Here is a 20146-nt window from a genome sequence, read left to right as displayed (position 1 = left end):
GCAGGCGTTATATCTGCACGCTCAGGCGTGCCAGCCAGACGTGCGGCTCCTGGCTAAAACCCTTGGGAATAGTGAGGTGGCGCTGGTAATCGAGGTCCAGTTGCAGACCCTTCCAGCGCAGGTTGAAGCCCACGCTTGCGCCGCTCAGGCGTTGGCCCGCAGCGCCGTACCCGGATTTGACCCAGCCGTTGTCCAGGCCGATGCGGGGGGTGATGCGGATAGGCAGATCGTTACGCAGCGGCACGTAAAGCGTGTTGCGCCAGACTGCGCCGATGGCACCGGAGGCGCTGTTGTCGCGATAGCCGCGAACCGCCGAGTCGTCGGTGCCCAGCAGTTGCTCGATGGCGGGCAACGGGTCGGGGCTGTATTGCAGCGTCAATTGGCTCTGCCACTGCCAGGGCTGCCCGTATAACTGGCCGTTGCGCCATTGAATGAGGTTGGCGCGCTACGCACCGAATTGCGCTTTGGGCAGGTTGCTCCGCACCCGATTGCGGTCACGGTCTGCCCCCAGCCAGCTCAGGCCCTGGGCATAAGTCACGTCCAGATTCCACACCGCAGCGTCCTGCCAGAACAGATTGAAACCGGCCTCGGCCACCGTAAGTGTCGGGCCCTGGATACCCAGTCGGGCCTTTTGCAGGTAGGTGTCGACCGCCTTGCGGGTCAACTGCAGATGTGCGCTCAGTTGATGGCCCTGGTCGCGCCATAGCACGCGGTCCGCACGCAAGCTGAGCTGATCGGTGCGACCGCTGCCATAGAGTGTGGTGGTGCTGAGTTTGATCGGCGCGCGGTACTCGATATGGCTGGCGAATGCACTCAAGGTCCAGTAACCGTAAGGCACCGAATAGAACAGGCTGTTGCTGCGGCTGAAGCGCGGCCCGTGGTTGAGGGTCTCGCTGAAGCCCAGGTTGAGCGCGTCGTTGAGCTGAAACGGGCTGTCCAGGCTCAGGCCGATCACCTTGCGATCACGGCCGGTGGCGATGCTGCCAAGATTATCCAGGCTCAGGTCCAGCCCCCAATGGGGCTGCCCGGCGTTTGAGCGAAGAATGATCCGCGAAGCCCCCTGCACGCTGCCGGGCGCAATATCCGCCGTGACGTCCACCGAGCGCAGCCGGTTGAGCTGGTCCAGCCCCTGTTCCAGATCACGCAGGTTCAACGGCGCGCCCAGCATGCCGGGGAATGCCGTACGTAACGACAGCGGCAGGATTTGGTCGGCCAGCTCGATCGTTTCGACATAGCCTTCGTCGACCCGGATATCCAGCGGTTGCCCGGCAGAAGGCGTGCTGCTCAGGTAAGGACGGGCGGCGATGTAGCCGGCCTCGACGTACAGCCGGGTAATTTCGGCCAGCAGGTGATTGATCCGGTTGATACCCATGCACGGCGCCACGATGGGCTTGATCCGTGCCTCCAGCACTGCGGGGCGGAACAGGGTGACACCGGCCAGCCGTACCCCTTGGATCGGCCAGCAGTCCACCTCTTGCGCGGTGAGCACAGGCTCTGGCGTCACTGAGGACTGTGCGCCGGAACCCGTGCGCTGAAGTTGCCGCTGACGCTGCTCCAGTTGCAGTTGCAGTTGCAGTTGCTGCACGGTCCTTTGTTGTTGCTGCTGAAGGCGCAGGACCTCCTGACCGGGCTGCCCCCCTTCGGCCGCGGCCAGCGCAGAGGAGCACAGACACAGCGAACACAGGATTCGCGCCTGGGTAAAACACCGGGACCTGATCAGGAGAAGCGCCATCACACGAGATCCTCAAAACGCCTTGAAAGCGATTCAGGGCCCTGAAAAAACAGCTCGCAGGGCTTTCATCACTGTGACAACGCATAATTCGTATTATTTCAAATATAAAATGAAAGTTACAAAATGTAGTTCAATTGCCATTGAAGAGGCTTCAGGCTGCGCCCTCGATTAATCAGACATGCCGCGTGTTCCCAGTTTGCGCCCGCTTCATGATCGATCGCAGCCTCGCTACGCTCCTCAGCGGCTACAGGACAACAACGTTACACCGCCGCCGCAGGCTTTAAGCGAAAGGCCACGCCAAACCTGTTATAGGCATTCATCAGGCCGATGCCATAGGTCAGGTCCGCCAGCTCCTTGTCGCTGAACTCGGCGGCCGCGCTCTGGTAGTCCGCATCCGGGATCCCGGTTTGCGCGACGAGCGTGACCGTTTCGGCCCAGGCGAGGGCCACCCGCTCACGGGTCGTGAACAACTCGCCTGCCTCGCGCCACACCGGCACCAGTACCAGCTTTTCGACGCTCAGGCCGGACTTGAGCAGATCCCGTGAGTGCATATCGATGCAGTAGGCGCAGCCGTTGATTTGCGAAACCCGCAGATACACCAGATCAATCAGTACCTTGGGCAATCCGCTGTTTTGCACATACCCGTACACCCCGCCAAAGACCTTGTAGCCCTCGGGTGAAGCCTTGGAATAATCGATACGCTGGTTCATGACGTGCCCTTGCATTGACTGTTTGAGTGGCGCCATAGTGGGGTTTCTTGGCTCTGTCAAAAAGAGCCAAGATTTGGCTTTATCACCAGGCCATGATCTATCCAGCTCCGGGATCAGGCACAAGGGAACACCATGAAAACCCCCATTCCACACTTCTCCCCTCTTGATCCGGACACCAGCGAACCCATTTACCGGCAACTCTACTGGCGCTTTCGGGAAGCCATTGCCAACGGCCTGCTGGCCCCCGGAGAGCGAGTGCCTGCAGCCCGAGCCCTGGCCAAGGAACTGGGGCTGGCCAGGGGCACCATCGATACGGCGTATTCGCTTCTGACCTCAGAGGGCTACTTGCAAGCCCGCGGCCAGGCAGGAACCATCGTGACGCCGGACATCACGATCAAACCAGCACTCGCCACCCGCACCCCCGAGTCAAGCCCGCCCGTGAGGCACCAGCCCGAGACACTGCCCTTCCAGATGGGCCTGCCAGCGCTGGACGCCTTTCCCAAAAAGGTATGGGCACAAATCGGCGCGCGATGCGTGCGCAGCACCCGTGCCCAGGACATGGCCAACCCGTCGGCTCACGGCCTGCAATCTTTGCGCACGGCCATTGCCACTTACCTGCAGGTTTCCCGCGGTATCGCCTGCTCTGCCGCCCAAGTCTTCATCACAGCCGGCTACCGGGACACGTTGTCGCTGATCGCCCATGCTCTGCTCAAGGCCGGTGACAGGGTATTGATTGAAGACCCCGGCTACCCGCCGACCCGCCAGTTACTGGAGCAACTGCAGATCCAGACCGTGGCCCTGCCGGTCGATCATGACGGCATGCAGCTGCCTGCACAGGGAAGCGAGGCGCTGCACGCCCAGGCGGCCGTCGTCACACCCGCCCATCAAAGCCCCTTGTGCGTATCCCTATCGCTGTCCCGCAGGCTGGAACTGCTGGCCTGGGCCAGCCGGCAACAGGCATGGATCATCGAGGACGATTACGACGGCGAATACCGCTACGTCAGCCGCCCGCTGCCCGCACTCAAAAGCCTGGACCGTGATGGACGGGTGCTCTACTGCGGCACGTTCAGCAAAGTGCTGTTTCCAGCGCTACGCCTGGCTTATGTGGTGGTACCCCAAGCCCAGGTTGAGTGCTTTCAACAGGCCAGCCAGACCTTTCGCAGCGGATGCCCGGAACTGACCCAGGCCATCGTCGCGACATTCATGACTGAAGGCCATTTCGCCCGGCATATCCAGCGCATGCGCAAGCTTTATAGCGAGCGCAGGGCGTTTACCATGATCGGGCTACAAAAAGTGCTGGGGACTCGCGTGCGCATTGATACCAACGCGGGGGGCATGCACCTGATCCTGCGCCTTGAAGGCCAGCAGCCGGATTGGCAACTGGTGGAGCGCATACGCCAGGACGGGCTCTTTGCCGAAGCGCTGAGCGAGTGGAGCCTGCAGGGGGAAAAACCTTCGGGTCTGCTGCTGGGGTTTGCCAACATCGCGTCCCAGGCCAGTGCTGAAATACTGGGCGAGCGGATCCTGGCGCTGCTCAAGCCTGCCGGTTAGAACCTGTGGAAACAGAGGCAAAACGCGGTGATGCCATCGCGAGCAAGCCCGCTTCCACACTGTTGTGTGAACACCTTAGTCCTGTGAGAGCTGGCTTGCCTGCGATACAGGCGCCACCCTTCAACGATCGGAACCCGAACCGTCTCAACATCAAATAAAACAGCGCGGTTCGCGCAAAAGTGCTTCCAGCTCCACCGACGGCAGAGGCCTGCAAAAGAGATAACCCTGCACCTGGTCGCAACCGTTTTTCGTCAGGAACTCTAGTTGCTCCCGGGTCTCCACACCCTCAGCGATGACTTGAAGATCAAGGCTGTGAGCCAGCTCGATAATCGTACGCGCAATGGCAGCATCCTGAGGGCTGAAGGTGACTTCACGGATAAACGCGATATCGATTTTGAGCGTGTCGATGGGGAAACGGCTCAGGTACGCAAGGCTCGAATAACCGGTGCCAAAGTCGTCGATGGAGATTTTCACGCCGATGTCCCTCAGTGTCAGCAAACTGCTGACGGTATGGGGCGTGTTCTCCATCAGCGAGCCCTCGGTCAGCTCCACCTCAAGCAAATTGGGGTCGAGCTGATGCGCCTTGAGGGAGCGCTCGATATCATTGACCAGATCGCCTTCGCAAATCTGTTGCGCCGACACATTCACTGCCACTTGCAGCGCCCCCAGGCCTGAGCGCTGCCATTGGGCAATCTGGCTGCACACGCGGTCGATCACCCACTGGCCCACCCGGGATATCAGCCCGAGGGTTTCCAGCAGCGGCACGAAAACCGCCGGAGAAACAGCAGCATGCCCCGGCCGGTGCCAGCGCAACAGTGCTTCCACACCGCAGATCCGACCGTCTGCCAGGCCTATCTTCGGCTGGTAATACACCTCGAACGCCTGCTTGTGAACCGCATCGCGCAATGCGGTTTCAAGTTCCTGGCGAGCCATGACCTCGACGTTCATTTGTGCCGTATAAAAACGGTAAGTGTCTTTGCCCGCCTGCTTGGCGAGCCCCATGGCCGTATTTGCATGCTTGATCAGGCGGTGCGCCTCGGCGCCATCGTCCGGGTACAGGGCAATCCCGTAACTGGCCGTCATCGGTGTGTCATGGCCATGCAGCTTGAACGGATCACGCAGCACCTCGCGGATACGGTCAACCATCTGCCTGGGGCCTGCCTGGCCTTTGCGGATCATCAGGATCAGCGCAAGTTCGTCGCCATCCATCCGTCCCAGGGTGTCACTGACATTGAGGCAATTGGACAATCGCTGGCTGAACTCTGCCAGCACCTTGTCCCCCATCAAATGGCCCCAGGTCAGGTTGATGTTCTTGAAGTCGTTCAGGCCGATCGTGACCACGGCCAGCTGCCAACCCCGCAACGCAGCCTGGGTCAGCCCCATCTGCAGGGTGGTGTAGAACAGGTCGCGATTGGGCAAGCCCGTCAGCGGGTCGTAATTGGCCATTTTCAGCAGCCGCTCATCGGTCCCCATCGCAGAGCGAAAACGCTCCAGGTCGCTGGTGCGTTTTTCCAGCTGCTGCTCAAGCATCAGGGTATGCACCGCCCGATGGTCGCCAAACGCCTTGAGCCGCAGCAGATTGCGCACCCGCAACCACAGTTCGTCACTGGCGACCGGCTTGCACAGAAAGTCCTCGGCACCCGCCTCAAGCCCCAGAAGACGGGCGCTCTGCTCGCCCTGGCCCGACAGCATGATGATGGGGATATTGGCCGTAGACGCATTCGCCTTGAGTCGACGGGCCACCTGATAGCCGTCAATACCGGGCATCGTGGCGTCGAGCAGGATCAAGTCCGGAGGCTGTTGAGCGACCGTGGCCAGGGCCTGTTCACCCGAGCCGGCAGTCAGCGTGCGATAACCCTGTTCTTGCAACAAGGCTTCGAGCAGTGAGCGGATCTGAACGTCATCATCAACGATCAGCAGTGTGGCAGGTATGTTGGACATGGAAAGCGCTCAAATAAGGGGCCGCCAAGGCAATTTCAAGCCTGATCTGCAGGGAAATCCACTTAGCGTCTGATACCCGTATAGAGGAGCAGTTAAGCACCGATACGGGTGCTTCACCACGACAGCCAGAAACAAAAAAGCACCCGAAGGTGCTTTTGCTTGTCAGTCCAGCGGTGAAACTTTACCCCTGTGGGAGCGGGCTTGCTCGCGATGCAAGCGACACGGTCAGACAGTCACACCGTGCCGTTCCAATCGCGAGCAACCCCGTTCCCACAGCACTTATTGACTGACGGGCATTACCCGGTCGAGGTGCTTTTTGGCCAACGCCATCAACCCTGGGTCATGGCCCGCGCCGTGTGCAGCTTCTTGTAGCTCTCGATCAGGCGCAGATGCTTGTCCAGCCCTTCGAGCTTCATGCTGGTTGGCGTCAAGCCATGGAAGCGCACGGTGCTCTCCACCGACCCGATCGCGGCATCCATCCGCTCGTTGCCAAACATGCGACGAAAGTTGGCTTCGTAGTCTTCCAGCTCCAGGTCTTCGTCCAGCTTCATTTCCAGCACAGCATTCACGGCCTGGTAGAACAAGCCGCGCTCTACCGTGTTGTCGTTGTACTGCAGGAACATTTCCACGGCTTCCTTCGCCTCTTCATATTGCTCCAGGGCGAGATAGATCAGCAGCTTCAACTCCAGGATCGTCAACTGGCCCCAGGCGGTGTTGTCGTCAAACTCGATGCCGATCAAGGTAGTGATATCGGTGTAGTCATCCAGCTCGCTTTCCACCAGACGCTCAACCAGACCTTTAAGCTCGTCCAGATCCAGGCGATGCAGATTCAGGATATCGGCACGGAAGAACAGCGCCTTGTTGGTGTTATCCCAGATCAGGTCGTCGGCCGGATAGATTTCCGAATAGTCCGGCACCAGGATGCGGCAGGCCTTGGCGCCGAGATGCTCATAGACCGCCATGTACACTTGCTTGCCCATGCCTTCAAGAATCCCGAACAGGGTTGCGGCCTCTTCGCTATTGGCGTTGTCACCCTGACTGGTAAAGTCCCACTCAACGAATTCGTAGTCGGACTTCGAGCTGAAGAAGCGCCACGACACCACACCGCTGGAGTCGATAAAGTGCTCGACGAAGTTATTGGGCTCAGTCACCGCGTGACCTTCAAAGGTCGGCTGAGGCAAATCGTTGAGGCCTTCGAAACTGCGGCCTTGCAACAACTCCGTCAGACTGCGCTCCAGCGCCACTTCCAGGCTCGGGTGCGCACCGAATGAAGCGAACACGCCGCCAGTGCGTGGATTCATCAGGGTGACGCACATCACCGGGAACTCACCGCCCAGGGACGCATCCTTGACCAGCACGGGGAACCCCTGCTCTTCCAGCGCCTGGATACCGGCCACGATTCCCGGGTACTTGGCCAACACGTCTTGCGGAACATCCGGCAGGGCGAATTCACCCTCGATGATTTCGCGTTTGACCGCACGCTCAAAAATCTCCGACAGACACTGCACCTGGGCTTCGGCCAAGGTATTGCCTGCGCTCATGCCGTTGCTCAAAAACAGGTTTTCGATCAGGTTGGACGGGAAATACACCACCTCACCATCCGACTGGCGCACGAACGGCAGCGAGCAGATACCGCGCTCCTCATTGCCGGAGTTGGTATCAATCAGGTGGGAGCCGCGCAACTCGCCCTCGCGGTTGTAAACCTTAAGGCAGTGGGCATCGAGAATCTCGGGCGGCAGCTCATCCTTGCGCCCTGGCTTGAACCAGCGCTCTTCGGGGTAATGCACAAACTCGGCATTGGCGATCTCTTCGCCCCAGAACTGATCGTTGTAGAAGAAGTTGCAGTTGAGCCGCTCGATAAACTCGCCCAATGCCGACGCCAGGGCGCCTTCCTTGGTCGCACCCTTGCCGTTGGTGAAGCACATCGGCGATTGCGCATCGCGGATATGCAGCGACCACACATTCGGCACGATATTGCGCCACGACGCGATCTCAATCTTCATACCCAGGCCAGCCAGAATGCCGGACATATTTGCAATGGTCTGCTCCAGTGGCAGATCCTTGCCGGCAATATAAGTACCCGCCTCGGAACCGCTTGAAGGCATCAGCAGCGCCTGAGCGTCGGCGTCGAGGTTTGCCACCTCTTCAATCACAAACTCGGGCCCGGCTTGCACCACCTTCTTCACGGTGCAGCGGTCGATGGAGCGCAGGATGCCCTGACGGTCCTTCTCCGAGATATCCGCAGGCAACTCGACCTGAATCTTGAAAATCTGGTTGTAACGGTTTTCGGGGTCAACAATGTTGTTCTGCGAGAGGCGGATATTCTCGGTAGGAATATTGCGGGTCGCGCAGTACAACTTAACGAAGTAAGCCGCGCACAACGCCGACGAAGCGAGAAAGTAATCGAACGGACCAGGAGCCGAACCATCGCCCTTGTAACGGATAGGCTGATCGGCAACCACGGTGAAGTCATCGAACTTGGCTTCAAGTCGGAGGTTGTCGAGAAAGTTGACCTTGATTTCCATGCGGGATTACCAGAATAACCAGACAAATAATTGACGGCCATTATCCGGCTTTTACGCATGAAGTGTTGTGCTTTTGCGCATGAGCGCCCGGCGGCGCCCGCCACCTGTAGACGCTGGCGAAGGAACGGGACTGCGACCGGTGAAGCGGCACGCCGACAAAGCCGTGGTAAAATCGGACACTGCAGTCGTTCAGATAAATCCCGGGCTCAGGTTTTACGCTCCCCCTTTCCCGGAGGGACAGGGAACTGACCGCACGCGGCCTCAAGATCTGCACTGTTCAGCTCCCTACCCCTCGGGAGAGGCGTAGGGAGGGGCATTTGATGACCCGGTGGATCAGTTGTTTACGACATCAACAATGAACAGGTTGCAGAACAACTGCGCCACCGCGCACATATCCATTCAATACATAACAACCATCTAAGGAAACTCCGAACAAGTCTCCAAGTATGCTGAAATACAGCCTCACCACCTGCCCTGAGTGCGTCATGAGCCAGATGAGCTTTTCCGATTTCGAATACGCGGGCAAGCACAAGCAAACACGCCGCGAACGGTTCCTCGCCGAGATGGATCAGGTCGTGCCCTGGAGCGGTTTACTGGCGTTGATCGAGCCGTATTATCCGAAGGCTGGTGGTGGCCGAAAACCGTATCCGCTGGAAACCATGCTGCGCATTCACTTGCTGCAAAACTGGTTCTCGCTGAGCGATCCTGCCATGGAAGAAGCGCTGTATGAAATCACGCCCATGCGCCAGTTTGCGCACTTGACCCTGAGCGCGCCGATCCCTGAAGACACCACGATCATGAACTTCCGACACCTGCTGGAGAATCATAAGTTGGCGCCGGCGATCCTGGCGGTCATCAACGGTTATTTGCAGGAGAAAGGCCTCTCGCTGCGCCAGGGCACCATCGTCGATGCGACGATTATCCACGCGGCCAGTTCGACTAAAAACGAGGACGGTAAACGCGATCCAGAGATGCATCAGACGAAGAAAGGCAATCAATATTTCTTCGGAATGAAGGCCCATATTGGTGCCGACGTTGAGTCGGGGCTGGTTCACCACGTTCACGGCACCGCGGCGAATGTAGCCGATGTCACTCAGGTTGCCGAACTGCTGCACGGCGAGGAAAACGCGGTCTACGCTGATGCTGGTTACACCGGTGTCGAGAAGCGCGAAGAGCATGAAAACCGTGAAGTGGTTTGGCAAATCGCCGCGCGACGCAGCACCTATTCCAAGCTGAACAAGCGCAGCGTGCTGTACAAAGCCAAGCGCAAAATCGAGTACCTCAAGGCCCAGACACGGGCCAAGGTCGAACACCCATTTCGGGTGATCAAACGTCAGTTCGGTTATGTGAAAGTGCGCTTTCGCGGCCTGATGAAAAACACCGCTCAATTGACCACGCTGTTTGCCTTGTCCAATTTATGGATGGCTCGAAAAAAGCTGATGGGTATGGGCTAATTACGCACGTAACACGGAGAAATGGGCTGACAAGCTCGCCAAGGCGGCGCGTACGGGATATTTCGCGGTCAATAGCGCCAAATTCAGCGGGATTTTCAACTTACTGCGCGGTTGCGGCAAGTTGATCGGAGCTTCCCTAGTGATAATCGGCAATTTTTAAGTCTCAATATGTGGCAAAAAGCTAACACTCGATTCTACAGCCATCCCGACAGGTATGGAAGAACGATTGATCCGAACGAGACTCGCCCAAAGACCTCCAAGCAAGCGCCCTCCGCTGCGAGGCTCGTCCACTCAAAACTCTATCCCAAAAGGAGGTTGCGGAAGCGATCCAAAAAGTTGCGGAAGTGATCATCAAATCCTAGACACAAAAAAAACCCGCAGACCTTGATCTACGGGGCTTTCGAATGTGGAGGCCGAAGCCGGAATCGAACCGGCGTGGGCGGATTTGCAATCCGCTGCATAACCATTTTGCTATTCGGCCAATTGTGCTTGAAGCTTCGCGAGAAACATCAAAAACAAGAGTTTGTTACTGCGACTCGTCGCTACAACCATTTGATTCTTCAGCACTTCAGGTAGTTGCCCCGGGCTGATGGCGCGCATTATGTACTAGAAGGCTGAAGCTGGCAACCCCCTGAATTCTAATAATTTTTAGTTATTTTTCTGCCACGGGTTTTCAGATCACGACATTGCGTACAAACCGCAATGTCCCCTCGCCTTCGTTACGGTAGGCATGGGGTCGGTTGCTGGCGTACATATAGAACTCTCCCGCGCTAAATCGCAGTACCTGTTCGTCCATGACCAGGGTCAAACAGCCTTCGAATACGTAGAGCTGCTCGCTCCAGCCTTCGGCATCTGCCTGGGAGTGGTATTCCTCTCCCGGATCCAGGGTCCATTCCCACAACTCGACTTCGCGGGTGGCGGTAGCTTTGGACAGCAGGACGGCTTTGCTCCCCGCCTTCGCACCCGTCCAGGCCACTTCGTTGATGCGACTCGGGTCAGGTGAGCCCAGGGCCTGGATCAAATCACTGAAGGCTACGTTCAATGCCTCTGCAACTCGGTCAAGGGTGCTCAGGCTGACGTTCTTTTCGCCAGCCTCTATAGCCACCAGCATTCGCCGACTCACTCCGGACAGTTCGGCCAAGGTGCTCTGGCTCAGGTGCGCCAGCAATCTAAGGCGCCGTACGTTCTGACTGACGTGCTGCAAAACCGACGCACGTTGTGAATTTTCTTTGGGCACTATATTGCTCACCTTGTGGGACTGCGCAGTATACTGCCCAGCTTTGACGCATTGTGCGTCTCCATTCCTGTAGCACGCAAGGTTGCGACGCCAATGAAATTTACCCGATTGCTGCCTTTGACCTCTCGCTTCAGTAAAGCGGAGTGCGTGCTGATTCTGATTACGATGGTGTGGGGCATCACCTTTCTGTTGGTGCAGCATGCACTGACAGCGAGCGGGCCTATGTTTTTTGTGGGGCTGCGCTTTGCCGCGGCGGCCGGCATTGTCGCTCTTTTTTCCATTCGCAGCCTGCGCGGCATCACGCTGTTCGAGCTCAAGGCGGGCATGTTTATCGGTGTCTCGATCATGCTCGGCTACGGTTTGCAAACCATTGGCCTGCAGACCATCCCAAGTAGCCAGTCCGCCTTCATTACCGCGCTTTACGTACCCTTTGTGCCGCTGTTGCAGTGGCTGGTGCTGGGGCGCAGGCCCGGTTTGATGCCGAGTCTGGGGATCATGCTGGCCTTTACCGGGCTGATGTTGTTGTCCGGCCCAAGCGGCGCGTCCCTGGATTTCAGCCCCGGGGAGATCGCCACGCTGATCAGCGCCATTGCCATCGCTGCCGAAATCATTCTGATCAGTGCTTACGCAGGCAAAGTCGATGTTCGACGGGTAACTGTCGTTCAACTCAGCACGGCGTCAATTCTGGCGTTTTTGATGATTGTGCCGACACAAGAAGCCATTCCTGACTTTTCATGGCTATTGTTAGCCAGTGCGGTTGGCTTGGGCGCTGCCAGTGCGGCGATTCAGGTCGCGATGAATTGGGCCCAGAAAAGCGTTTCGCCTACCCGCGCCACTCTTATCTATGCGGGTGAGCCAGTCTGGGCTGGCATTGCGGGGCGCCTTGCAGGTGAACGCTTGCCCGGCATTGCGCTGCTTGGCGCGGCATTGATTGTTGCAGCGGTGATCGTGAGTGAGTTAAAAACAAAGGGTAAGAAGCTCGAAGAGCTTGAGCAAAAGCAAGGCGACCAAGCCTGCGATTAAAACTGCAAGCCTAAGACGCAGTACGATTTTTTACTTAGAAGCGCTTACACGAGGAGAGAACTGTAGGAAACCCAACCGGTTATCGACAGACTTTGTAGGATTCAGCCACAGGTTCACTGTTGGTGATCTGCAACTCGCCACGTATGATCGCTTACAAACTCCTGCAGATTAGAAGCCTATGTCCCTGATAGTTCTACTGCTTCTGCCCTTCGTCGGCAGCTGTCTGGCGGCTGTTTTGCCGCACAACGCACGTAACAGTGAATCACTGCTGGCCGGTCTTATTGCTTTGATCGGCACTGTTCAAGTAGCCATGCTCTATCCACAAATCGCCCACGGCGGCGTCATTCGTGAAGAGTTCATGTGGCTGCCCAGTCTCGGCTTGAATTTTGTCCTGCGTCTGGACGGATTCGCCTGGCTGTTCTCGATTCTGGTGCTTGGCATCGGCACGCTGGTGTCGCTGTACGCCCGTTATTACATGTCCCCCGAAGACCCGGTTCCGCGCTTCTTTGCGTTTTTCCTGGCGTTTATGGGGGCCATGCTCGGCCTGGTACTGTCGGGCAATCTGATTCAGATCGTGTTTTTCTGGGAGCTCACCAGCCTCTTTTCATTCTTGCTGATTGGTTATTGGCACCACCGCTCGGATGCCCGACGCGGTGCTTATATGGCGCTGATGGTCACGGGCGCAGGGGGGTTGTGTCTGCTGGCGGGGGTCATGCTGCTTGGCCATGTCGTCGGCAGCTATGATCTGGATGCCGTGCTCGCGGCGGGCGACAAGATCCGCGCCCACAGATTGTATCCAATCCTGCTACCCCTCATCCTGATCGGCGCCCTGAGCAAGAGTGCGCAATTCCCGTTTCACTTCTGGCTGCCCCATGCGATGGCGGCGCCAACCCCCGTTTCGGCTTATCTGCACTCGGCAACGATGGTCAAGGCCGGGGTCTTTCTCCTGGCTCGTCTCTGGCCTTCCCTGTCGGGCAGCGAAGAATGGTTCTGGATTGTCAGCGGCGCCGGTGCCTGCACCCTGGTGCTGGGCGCTTACTGCGCGATGTTTCAAAATGACCTTAAAGGCCTGCTGGCCTATTCGACCATCAGCCACCTGGGGCTGATTACTCTGCTGCTGGGCCTCAACAGCCCGCTGGCCACCGTGGCTGCGGTGTTTCACATCCTCAACCATGCAACGTTCAAAGCGTCTCTGTTCATGGCTGCCGGGATCATTGACCACGAGAGCGGCACACGGGACATTCGCAAGCTCAGCGGCCTGTTCAAGCTCATGCCCTACACCGCAACCCTGGCCATGGTGGCCAGTGCCTCGATGGCCGGGGTGCCGCTGCTGAACGGGTTCCTGTCCAAAGAAATGTTCTTTGCCGAAACCGTGTTCATCAATTCCACGGCCTGGGTAGAAATCGCCCTGCCGGTCATTGCGACTATCGCCGGCACGTTCAGCGTGGCCTACGCCCTTCGCTTTACCGTGGATGTGTTCTTCGGCCCGCCTGCGACCAACCTGCCACACACCCCGCACGAGCCTCCACGCTGGATGCGGGCCCCGGTCGAGCTGCTGGTGTTCACCTGCCTGATGGTGGGGATTTTCCCGGCACAAACCGTTGGCCCGCTGCTCGCCGCCGCTGCACAGCCGGTCGTGGGGGGCGAGTTGCCCGAGTACAACCTGGCCATCTGGCACGGGCTCAATGCGCCGATGATCATGAGCCTGATCGCCATGTCCGGCGGTATCCTGCTGTATGTGCTGTTGCGCAAACAGCTCAAGCTCGATCGTTTCCCGTATCCGCCGCTGATCAAGTACTTCAATGGCAAACGCTTCTTCGAGCGCAGCCTGGTGGTGATTATGCGCGGCGCGCGCCGGCTTGAACGACGCATCAGCACCCAGCGCCTGCAAACCCAGCTGTTCCTGTTGATTCTGGTTGCCGTTATCGCCGGGCTGATCCCGATGCTCTACAGCGGCCTGAGCTGGGGCGATCGCCCGAAAATACCGGGCTCGATTGTCTTTATCACCCTGTGGCTGCTGGCGATCGCCTGCGCACTCGGCGCCGCCTGGCAAGCCAAGTACCACCGTCTTGCAGCCCTGACGATGGTCAGCGTGTGCGGCCTGATGACCTGCGTCACCTTTGTATGGTTCTCGGCGCCGGACCTGGCCTTGACCCAACTGGTGGTCGAAGTCGTGACCACCGTGCTGATCCTGCTTGGCCTGCGCTGGCTGCCACGGCGTATCGAAGAGGTCTCGCCACTGCCGGGCACTTTGCGCAAGGCGCAGATCCGTCGTTTGCGCGACTTGCTGCTCTCCACGGCAGTGGGTGGCGGCATGGCGTTACTGTCTTACGCGATGCTGACACGCCAGACCCCCAACGACATTTCTTCGTTCTACCTCAGCCGGGCATTGCCGGAAGGCGGCGGCAGCAATGTGGTGAATGTGATGCTGGTGGATTTCCGGGGCTTCGACACCCTGGGTGAAATCACTGTTCTGGCCGCCGTAGCTTTGACCGTGTTTGCCCTGCTGCGTCGCTTCCGCCCCTCCAAGGAAAGCATGCAGCTACCTGCCCAGCAGCGACTCCTGGCCAAGGACGTGATGACTGACCTGGTCAACCCGCGTAGCGCCAGCGATACCGCACTGGGCTTTATGATGGTGCCAGCCGTGCTGGTGCGTCTGCTGCTGCCGATTGCCTTTGTAGTGTCCATGTACCTGTTCATGCGCGGTCATAACCAGCCGGGCGGCGGCTTCGTCGCAGGCCTGGTGATGTCGGTGGCGTTTATCCTGCAATACATGGTTGCCGGCACACAGTGGGTCGAGGCACAGATGAGCCTGCGGCCGTTGCGCTGGATGGGCACCGGGCTGTTGTTTGCAACATTGACCGGGCTGGGCGCAATCCCCTTGGGCTACCCGTTCCTGACCACTCACACCTTCCATTTCAGCGTGCCGCTGTTGGGCGATATCCATGTGGCCAGCGCCCTGTTCTTCGATATCGGCGTGTATGCAGTGGTCGTCGGCGCAACCCTGCTGATCCTCACGGCACTGGCTCACCAGTCCGTACGGGCCCATCGCCCGAGTAATCAGCTTGCCCCGCTGCCTGCCCTTCAATCCGCGCTTGCCACCAAAGAAGGAGCCGCCTGATGGAAGAAGTCATCGCCATTGCTATCGGAGTATTGGCAGCATCGGGCACCTGGCTGGTTCTGCGTCCACGAACCTTCCAGGTGGTCATGGGCCTGTGCCTACTGTCCTACGGTGTCAATCTGTTCATCTTCAGCATGGGCAGCCTGTTTATCGGCAAGGAGCCGGTGATCAAGAACGGCGTCCCCCAGGACTTGCTCAACTACACAGACCCATTGCCCCAGGCTCTGGTGCTGACCGCTATCGTCATCAGTTTCGCCATGACCGCGCTGTTTCTGGTGGTCTTGCTGGCCTCTCGGGGCCTGACCGGTACCGACCACGTAGATGGCCGGGAGCCTAAAGAATGAATTTGATGCCGCACCTGATCGTCGGCCCCATTTTGCTGCCACTGCTCACCGCAGCCTGCATGCTGATGCTGGGCGAGAAACACCGACCGCTCAAGGCACGGATCAATCTGATCTCGACCCTGCTCGGCCTGGGCATCTCCGTAATGTTGTTGCTTTGGACCCGCCAGCAAGCCATTCCGGCTTCGATTGGCGTTTACCTGCCCAGCAACTGGGAAGTGCCCTTCGGGATAGCCCTGGTGGTTGATCACTTGAGCGCCTTGATGCTGGTGCTGACCGGCATTATCGCCATCAGCGCCCTGCTGTTCGCCATGGCCCGCTGGGACCGCGCAGGAGCCAGTTTCCACGCGCTGTTCCAGATCCAGCTGATGGGCCTGTACGGGGCCTTCCTGACCGCCGACCTGTTCAACCTGTTCGTGTTTTTCGAAGTGCTGCTGGCCGCTTCGTACGGCTTGATGCTCCACGGCTCGGGCAAAACCCGGGTGTCTGCGGGGCTGCATTACATCTCGATCAACCTGCTGGCTTCTTCCCTGTTCCTGATCGGCGCGGCCTTGATCTATGGCGTCACCGGCACGTTGAACATGGCCGATCTGGCGCTGAAGATTCCCTTGGTGCCTGAAGCGGATCGCGGATTGCTGCATGCGGGCGCTGCCATTCTGGCTGTGGCCTTTTTGGCCAAGGCGGGCATGTGGCCGCTGAATTTCTGGCTGGTGCCTGCTTATTCCTCGGCCAGTGCGCCGGTGGCAGCCCTGTTCGCAATCATGACCAAAGTCGGGATCTACACCGTATTGCGCTTGTGGACCCTGCTGTTTTCCGGGCAGGCCGGAGCATCGGCGTACTTTGCAGGCGACTGGCTGATCTACGGCGGCATGGCGACCATTGTCTGCGCAGCCATTGCCATCCTCGCCGCCCAGCGACTGGAGCGCATGGCCAGCCTGAGCATCCTGGTTTCTGCCGGTATCCTGTTGTCGGCCGTGGGTTTCGCCCAGCCCAACCTGACCGCCGCCGCGCTGTTCTATCTGATCAGCTCCACCCTGGCCCTGAGTGCGCTGTTCCTGCTGGCCGAGCTGATCGAGCGTTCGCGCTCCTCGGCCGATCTGGTGCTCGAAGACGATGCCGAACCACAACCGAGTCTGACCGCCACCCCGCCGCCGCGCGGCAGTAACCTGGACGATGAGCAAAAAGTCGTTGTCGGCCAGATCATTCCCTGGACCATGGCCTTCTTGGGGCTGAGTTTCATTGCCTGCGCCCTGCTGATTATCGGCATGCCGCCGCTGTCCGGGTTTATCGGCAAACTCGGCTTGCTCAACGCCCTGCTCAACCCCCTGGGCCTGGGCAACTCATCGGACGCGCCCATTTCGACGGCGGCCTGGAGCCTGCTGACGTTGTTGATTCTCTCGGGGCTGGCGTCATTGATTGCCTTTTCGCGCATGGGTATCCAGCGCTTCTGGACGCCCCTTGAGCGTGAGTCACCAATACTGCGCCGCATCGAATGCCTGCCCATCGTGTTGCTGCTCGGGCTTTGCGTTGTGCTGACGTTCAAGGCCGAGCCGGTCATGCGTTATACCCAGGCCGCCGCCGACACCCTGAACAACCCGGAGCGTTACGTGATGGCCGTGATCGGCACCCGTCCGGTGCCAAGCCCGCAAGCCAAGGCGGCAGCACAGGAGGTACAACCATGAAGCGTCTGTTCCCTGCTCCCTGGCTGTCCCTGGCGCTGTTGGCGCTGTGGCTGCTGCTCAACCTGTCCCTGAGCGCTGGCAACCTGCTGCTGGGGGCCGCGCTGGCCATTCTGGCGCCACTGATGTTCGCGCCGTTGCGACCGTTGCCTGTGCGCATTCGTCACCCACGGGTGATCATCAAGCTGTTCTTTCTGGTGGGCCGCGATGTGGTGCTGTCCAACATTGCCGTGGCCTGGGGCGTACTGCGGGCTGGCAAACAACCGCCACGCTCGCGGTTTGTGAAAATCCCTCTGGATCTGCGTGATGCCAACGGCCTGGCGGCCTTGTCGATGATCACCACCGTAGTGCCCGGCACCATCTGGTCGGAACTGGCGCTGGATCGCAGCGTGCTGTTGCTGCACGTGTTCGACCTGGAGGACGAAGCGCAGTTTATCGAGCACTTCAAGACGGCCTACGAACGCCCATTGATGGAGATCTTTGAATGAGTGCCCTGCTCTCCAATGCCATCCTGCTCAGCCTGTTTATCTTCAGCCTGGCAATGGTCCTGACCGTGATCCGCCTGTTCAAGGGCCCGTCGGCCCAGGACCGGGTTCTGGCACTGGACTACCTGTACATCCTGGCCATGTTGATGATGCTGGTGCTGGGTATCCGTTATGCCAGTGACACTTACTTTGAAGGCGCGCTGCTGATTGCCCTGTTTGGCTTTGTCGGCTCTTTTGCGCTGGCCAAATTCCTGCTGCGTGGCGAGGTGATCGAATGAATAGCGTCAGCGAGTTGTCGCTCTGGATCGAAATACCGGTGGCCCTGCTGCTGGTACTCAGCAGTCTGTTTGCCTTGTGCGGGGCCATCGGGCTGCTGCGCCTCAAGGAGTTTTTCCAGCGCATGCACCCACCGGCTCTGGCTTCGACCATTGGCGCATGGGGTGTTGCACTGGCATCGATCCTGTACTTCTCCGCACTTAAATCGACCCCGGTCTTGCATGCCTGGCTGATGCCGATCCTGCTGTCCATCACGGTTCCGGTGACCACCCTGCTTCTGGCCCGGACCTCGTTGTTCCGCAAACGCATGGCGGGTGAAGACGTACCGGCTGAAGTCAGCAGCGGCGGGCGCAGCGAAAACGGCAGCTGAACAGCCAGACCTGTAGTCGCTGACGAGGCACGAGGCTGCGATAAGGGCCGAAGGACCTTCAAACGCCGGGGCCGCTGCGCAGCCCATCGCAGCCTCGTGCCTCGTCAGCGACTACAAATCGGTATCACATCCAGCCCAACCAGCTCCAGTACGTTGCGGCAAACAGCAGCATCAGCAAGTACCCCACCGCCGTCACGATCAACCCGACCTTGGCGAACTGCTTGGCCGTGAAGGTCTGGGTGCCCAGGCACACCATGTTCTGCGGCGCGTTGATCGGCAGGATAAACCCGTAGCTGACCACAAAGCCCAGCAACATGGTCATGCCCAGGCGGTTGAATTCACCCGGCAAGGTTTGCAGCACGGCGATCAAGATCGGCAATAGCGCCGAGGTCAACGCCGTAGCACTGGCAAACCCCAGGTGAATCAGGATCAGGAAAGCCCCCAGGATTGCAAAAATCCCCACCGGACCGACCTGATCCAGACCGGTGTTCGCCACCACCTGCGTGCCCAGCCATTGCCCGGCCTGGGTGGTCAGCAGCGCGGTCCCCAGGCTGATCCCGACCCCGAACACGATCACCGTGCCCCACGGAATACGTGACTGCACATCTTTCCAGGTCATGACGCCAAATCGCGGCAACAGCAAAAACACCAGGCCGGCGTAGGTGGTCGAAGTGGTATCAAAACTGTGCAGTTTGCCCTCGGTGGCCCAGGCCAGCAGCAATGCGATCGAGACCCCCATCAGACGCTTTTGCGGCCCGGTCATTGGGCCCAGCTCTGCCAGTGATTGTTCGACCGCCTCCTTGCCGCCGGGAATGCTGTCGCTTTCCGGTGGCAGCAGTTTAAGCACCACAAACAGCAACACTGCCGACATGATGATGGCCCACGGCGCACCGGCGATCAGCCAGTCGAGCCAGTTCACCCGGGCGCCCAGCATTTTGTCCATAAACCCCACGGTCAGCAGGTTTTGCGCCGCGGCCGTTTGAATCCCCACGTTCCAGATACTGGTGCCCTGGGCCACGACAATCATGATCCCGGCCGCAATGTTGGAGCGCTTGTCCACGCCAAACGCCAGGATCACCCCCATCATGATCGGTACCACGCATGCACTGCGGGCCGTGGCGCTGGGCACCACCAGGCTGAGCAGAATGGTGACCGCAATCGCGCCCAACAGAATGCGCCGGGTGCTGGTGCCGATGCGCGACAGCGTCACCAGGGCAATGCGCCGGTCCAGGCCGGTATGGGTCATGGCTGCGGCGATAAACAACGCGCCCGCTACCAACGCCAGGGCGGCATTGGAAAAACCGGTCAGGGCCATGGTGATGCCGGCCGATGTGCCGTAGAGTTTTGAGGGGTCTGCCAGGGTGGGCGCCATGCCGATCAAAAACGCCATCAAGGACGTGATCATGATGGCACTGGCTTCGTACGACACCGCTTCGGTGATCCACACCACCACGGCAAACGCCAGAATAGCCAGCATGCGATGGCCGGCCACCGGCAAGTCGGCGGGCAATGGCAGCAGCAAAATGCCGATCATCACCAGGACCGCAATCACCAGGCCTATGGGCAGTTTGGCTTTTGCCGTAGCAGGCGTGGGGGTGGTTGCAGGTGCATTCATGGCCAGTTCCTTGTGCTGGAAAACCCGTAGAGCATAGGCCAAGGAGGCACGAAGGATGTTGATACTCGTCAGGTGAGCGGCAAACC

Annotated in this window: 14 protein-coding genes, 1 tRNA gene and 1 pseudogene; 9 read left to right on the top strand and 7 right to left on the bottom strand. The window is 59.1% G+C overall.

Annotation, left to right across the window (positions count from 1 at the left end):
- Nucleotides 1-7: 7 nt before the first annotated feature.
- Together V6P94_RS13505 and V6P94_RS13500 are read right to left on the bottom strand one after the other, a co-directional pair.
- Nucleotides 8-1732 (bottom strand): annotated as a pseudogene (locus V6P94_RS13505) (ShlB/FhaC/HecB family hemolysin secretion/activation protein).
- Between the two features lie 260 nt (nt 1733-1992).
- Entirely contained in the window at nt 1993-2442 is a 450-nt protein-coding gene (locus V6P94_RS13500; RefSeq protein ID WP_219261417.1) for a carboxymuconolactone decarboxylase family protein, read from the bottom strand.
- A 132-nt stretch (nt 2443-2574) separates the two neighbouring features.
- On the opposite strand from V6P94_RS13500, the gene V6P94_RS13495 reads away from it, so the two are divergent.
- Nucleotides 2575-3993 (top strand): PLP-dependent aminotransferase family protein, encoded by a 1419-nt coding sequence (locus tag V6P94_RS13495; protein WP_338646957.1) that lies wholly within the window; start codon nt 2575-2577, stop codon nt 3991-3993.
- Nucleotides 3994-4143: 150 nt separating this feature from the next.
- Here the strand turns inward: V6P94_RS13495 and V6P94_RS13490 are convergent, their stop codons facing one another.
- Both V6P94_RS13490 and V6P94_RS13485 read right to left on the bottom strand, forming a co-directional pair.
- Nucleotides 4144-5934, bottom strand: coding sequence for an EAL domain-containing protein (locus tag V6P94_RS13490; RefSeq protein ID WP_338646955.1), 1791 nt, complete (start codon nt 5932-5934; stop codon nt 4144-4146).
- A 329-nt stretch (nt 5935-6263) separates the two neighbouring features.
- A complete protein-coding gene (locus V6P94_RS13485) occupies nt 6264-8459 on the bottom strand; it encodes an OsmC domain/YcaO domain-containing protein (protein ID WP_338646953.1) in 2196 nt (731 codons plus the stop codon).
- Nucleotides 8460-8944: 485 nt separating this feature from the next.
- Here V6P94_RS13485 and V6P94_RS13480 point away from each other — a divergent pair, with 485 nt between their 5' ends.
- On the top strand, nt 8945-9913 hold the full coding sequence (locus V6P94_RS13480; RefSeq protein ID WP_338646951.1) for an IS5 family transposase: 969 nt from the start codon (nt 8945-8947) through the stop codon (nt 9911-9913).
- Between the two features lie 407 nt (nt 9914-10320).
- On the opposite strand, the gene V6P94_RS13475 is transcribed toward V6P94_RS13480, so the two are convergent.
- Nucleotides 10321-10394, bottom strand: a tRNA-Cys gene (locus V6P94_RS13475).
- A 192-nt stretch (nt 10395-10586) separates the two neighbouring features.
- Complete coding sequence (locus V6P94_RS13470) at nt 10587-11150, bottom strand: XRE family transcriptional regulator (RefSeq protein WP_338646949.1); 564 nt, start codon at nt 11148-11150, stop codon at nt 10587-10589.
- Nucleotides 11151-11243: 93 nt separating this feature from the next.
- Here V6P94_RS13470 and V6P94_RS13465 point away from each other — a divergent pair, with 93 nt between their 5' ends.
- From V6P94_RS13465 to V6P94_RS13435, 7 genes are all read left to right on the top strand, one after another.
- Nucleotides 11244-12173, top strand: a complete 930-nt coding sequence (locus V6P94_RS13465; RefSeq protein ID WP_257622808.1) for a DMT family transporter — start codon at nt 11244-11246, stop codon at nt 12171-12173.
- Between the two features lie 178 nt (nt 12174-12351).
- Complete coding sequence (locus V6P94_RS13460; RefSeq protein WP_338646945.1) at nt 12352-15294, top strand: monovalent cation/H+ antiporter subunit A; 2943 nt, start codon at nt 12352-12354, stop codon at nt 15292-15294.
- A complete protein-coding gene (locus tag V6P94_RS13455) occupies nt 15294-15638 on the top strand; it encodes a Na+/H+ antiporter subunit C (RefSeq protein WP_019829081.1) in 345 nt (114 codons plus the stop codon). The genes V6P94_RS13460 and V6P94_RS13455 overlap by 1 nt, the downstream gene beginning before the upstream one ends.
- Nucleotides 15635-17317: a monovalent cation/H+ antiporter subunit D gene (locus V6P94_RS13450; RefSeq protein WP_338646942.1), complete on the top strand. Its 1683-nt coding sequence runs from the start codon at nt 15635-15637 to the stop codon at nt 17315-17317. Before V6P94_RS13455 ends, V6P94_RS13450 begins: the two co-directional genes overlap by 4 nt.
- Complete coding sequence (locus V6P94_RS13445; RefSeq protein ID WP_095024533.1) at nt 17314-17802, top strand: Na+/H+ antiporter subunit E; 489 nt, start codon at nt 17314-17316, stop codon at nt 17800-17802. The genes V6P94_RS13450 and V6P94_RS13445 overlap by 4 nt, the downstream gene beginning before the upstream one ends.
- The gene (locus V6P94_RS13440; protein WP_016780538.1) at nt 17799-18077 is read left to right on the top strand and encodes a K+/H+ antiporter subunit F; all 279 of its coding nucleotides are present in this window, start codon (nt 17799-17801) and stop codon (nt 18075-18077) included. The genes V6P94_RS13445 and V6P94_RS13440 overlap by 4 nt, the downstream gene beginning before the upstream one ends.
- The gene (locus V6P94_RS13435) at nt 18074-18445 is read left to right on the top strand and encodes a Na+/H+ antiporter subunit G (RefSeq protein WP_095024532.1); all 372 of its coding nucleotides are present in this window, start codon (nt 18074-18076) and stop codon (nt 18443-18445) included. The genes V6P94_RS13440 and V6P94_RS13435 overlap by 4 nt, the downstream gene beginning before the upstream one ends.
- A 124-nt stretch (nt 18446-18569) precedes the next feature.
- Here V6P94_RS13435 and V6P94_RS13430 read toward each other — a convergent pair whose 3' ends face one another.
- Complete coding sequence (locus V6P94_RS13430; protein WP_133079386.1) at nt 18570-20060, bottom strand: DASS family sodium-coupled anion symporter; 1491 nt, start codon at nt 20058-20060, stop codon at nt 18570-18572.
- Nucleotides 20061-20146: the final 86 nt, after the last annotated feature.

Source organism: Pseudomonas sp. ML2-2023-3, from assembly GCF_037055275.1.
Lineage (GTDB): Bacteria > Pseudomonadota > Gammaproteobacteria > Pseudomonadales > Pseudomonadaceae > Aquipseudomonas.
The sequence above is the reverse complement of the archived record's forward strand: the minus strand, read 5'-3'. Positions and strand labels throughout refer to the sequence as shown.

Excerpts from the sequence above, each read along its gene's own strand:
- V6P94_RS13500 (WP_219261417.1), bottom strand. The coding sequence starts at position 2,442 with ATGAACCAGCGTATCGATTATTCCAAGGCTTCACCCGAGGGCTACAAG.
- V6P94_RS13495 (WP_338646957.1), top strand. The coding sequence starts at position 2,575 with ATGAAAACCCCCATTCCACACTTCTCCCCTCTTGATCCGGACACCAGC.
- V6P94_RS13490 (WP_338646955.1), bottom strand. The coding sequence starts at position 5,934 with ATGTCCAACATACCTGCCACACTGCTGATCGTTGATGATGACGTTCAG.
- V6P94_RS13485 (WP_338646953.1), bottom strand. The coding sequence starts at position 8,459 with ATGGAAATCAAGGTCAACTTTCTCGACAACCTCCGACTTGAAGCCAAG.
- V6P94_RS13480 (WP_338646951.1), top strand. The coding sequence starts at position 8,945 with ATGAGCCAGATGAGCTTTTCCGATTTCGAATACGCGGGCAAGCACAAG.
- V6P94_RS13465 (WP_257622808.1), top strand. The coding sequence starts at position 11,244 with ATGAAATTTACCCGATTGCTGCCTTTGACCTCTCGCTTCAGTAAAGCG.
- V6P94_RS13460 (WP_338646945.1), top strand. The coding sequence starts at position 12,352 with ATGTCCCTGATAGTTCTACTGCTTCTGCCCTTCGTCGGCAGCTGTCTG.
- V6P94_RS13455 (WP_019829081.1), top strand. The coding sequence starts at position 15,294 with ATGGAAGAAGTCATCGCCATTGCTATCGGAGTATTGGCAGCATCGGGC.
- V6P94_RS13450 (WP_338646942.1), top strand. The coding sequence starts at position 15,635 with ATGAATTTGATGCCGCACCTGATCGTCGGCCCCATTTTGCTGCCACTG.
- V6P94_RS13445 (WP_095024533.1), top strand. The coding sequence starts at position 17,314 with ATGAAGCGTCTGTTCCCTGCTCCCTGGCTGTCCCTGGCGCTGTTGGCG.
- V6P94_RS13440 (WP_016780538.1), top strand. The coding sequence starts at position 17,799 with ATGAGTGCCCTGCTCTCCAATGCCATCCTGCTCAGCCTGTTTATCTTC.
- V6P94_RS13435 (WP_095024532.1), top strand. The coding sequence starts at position 18,074 with ATGAATAGCGTCAGCGAGTTGTCGCTCTGGATCGAAATACCGGTGGCC.
- V6P94_RS13430 (WP_133079386.1), bottom strand. The coding sequence starts at position 20,060 with ATGAATGCACCTGCAACCACCCCCACGCCTGCTACGGCAAAAGCCAAA.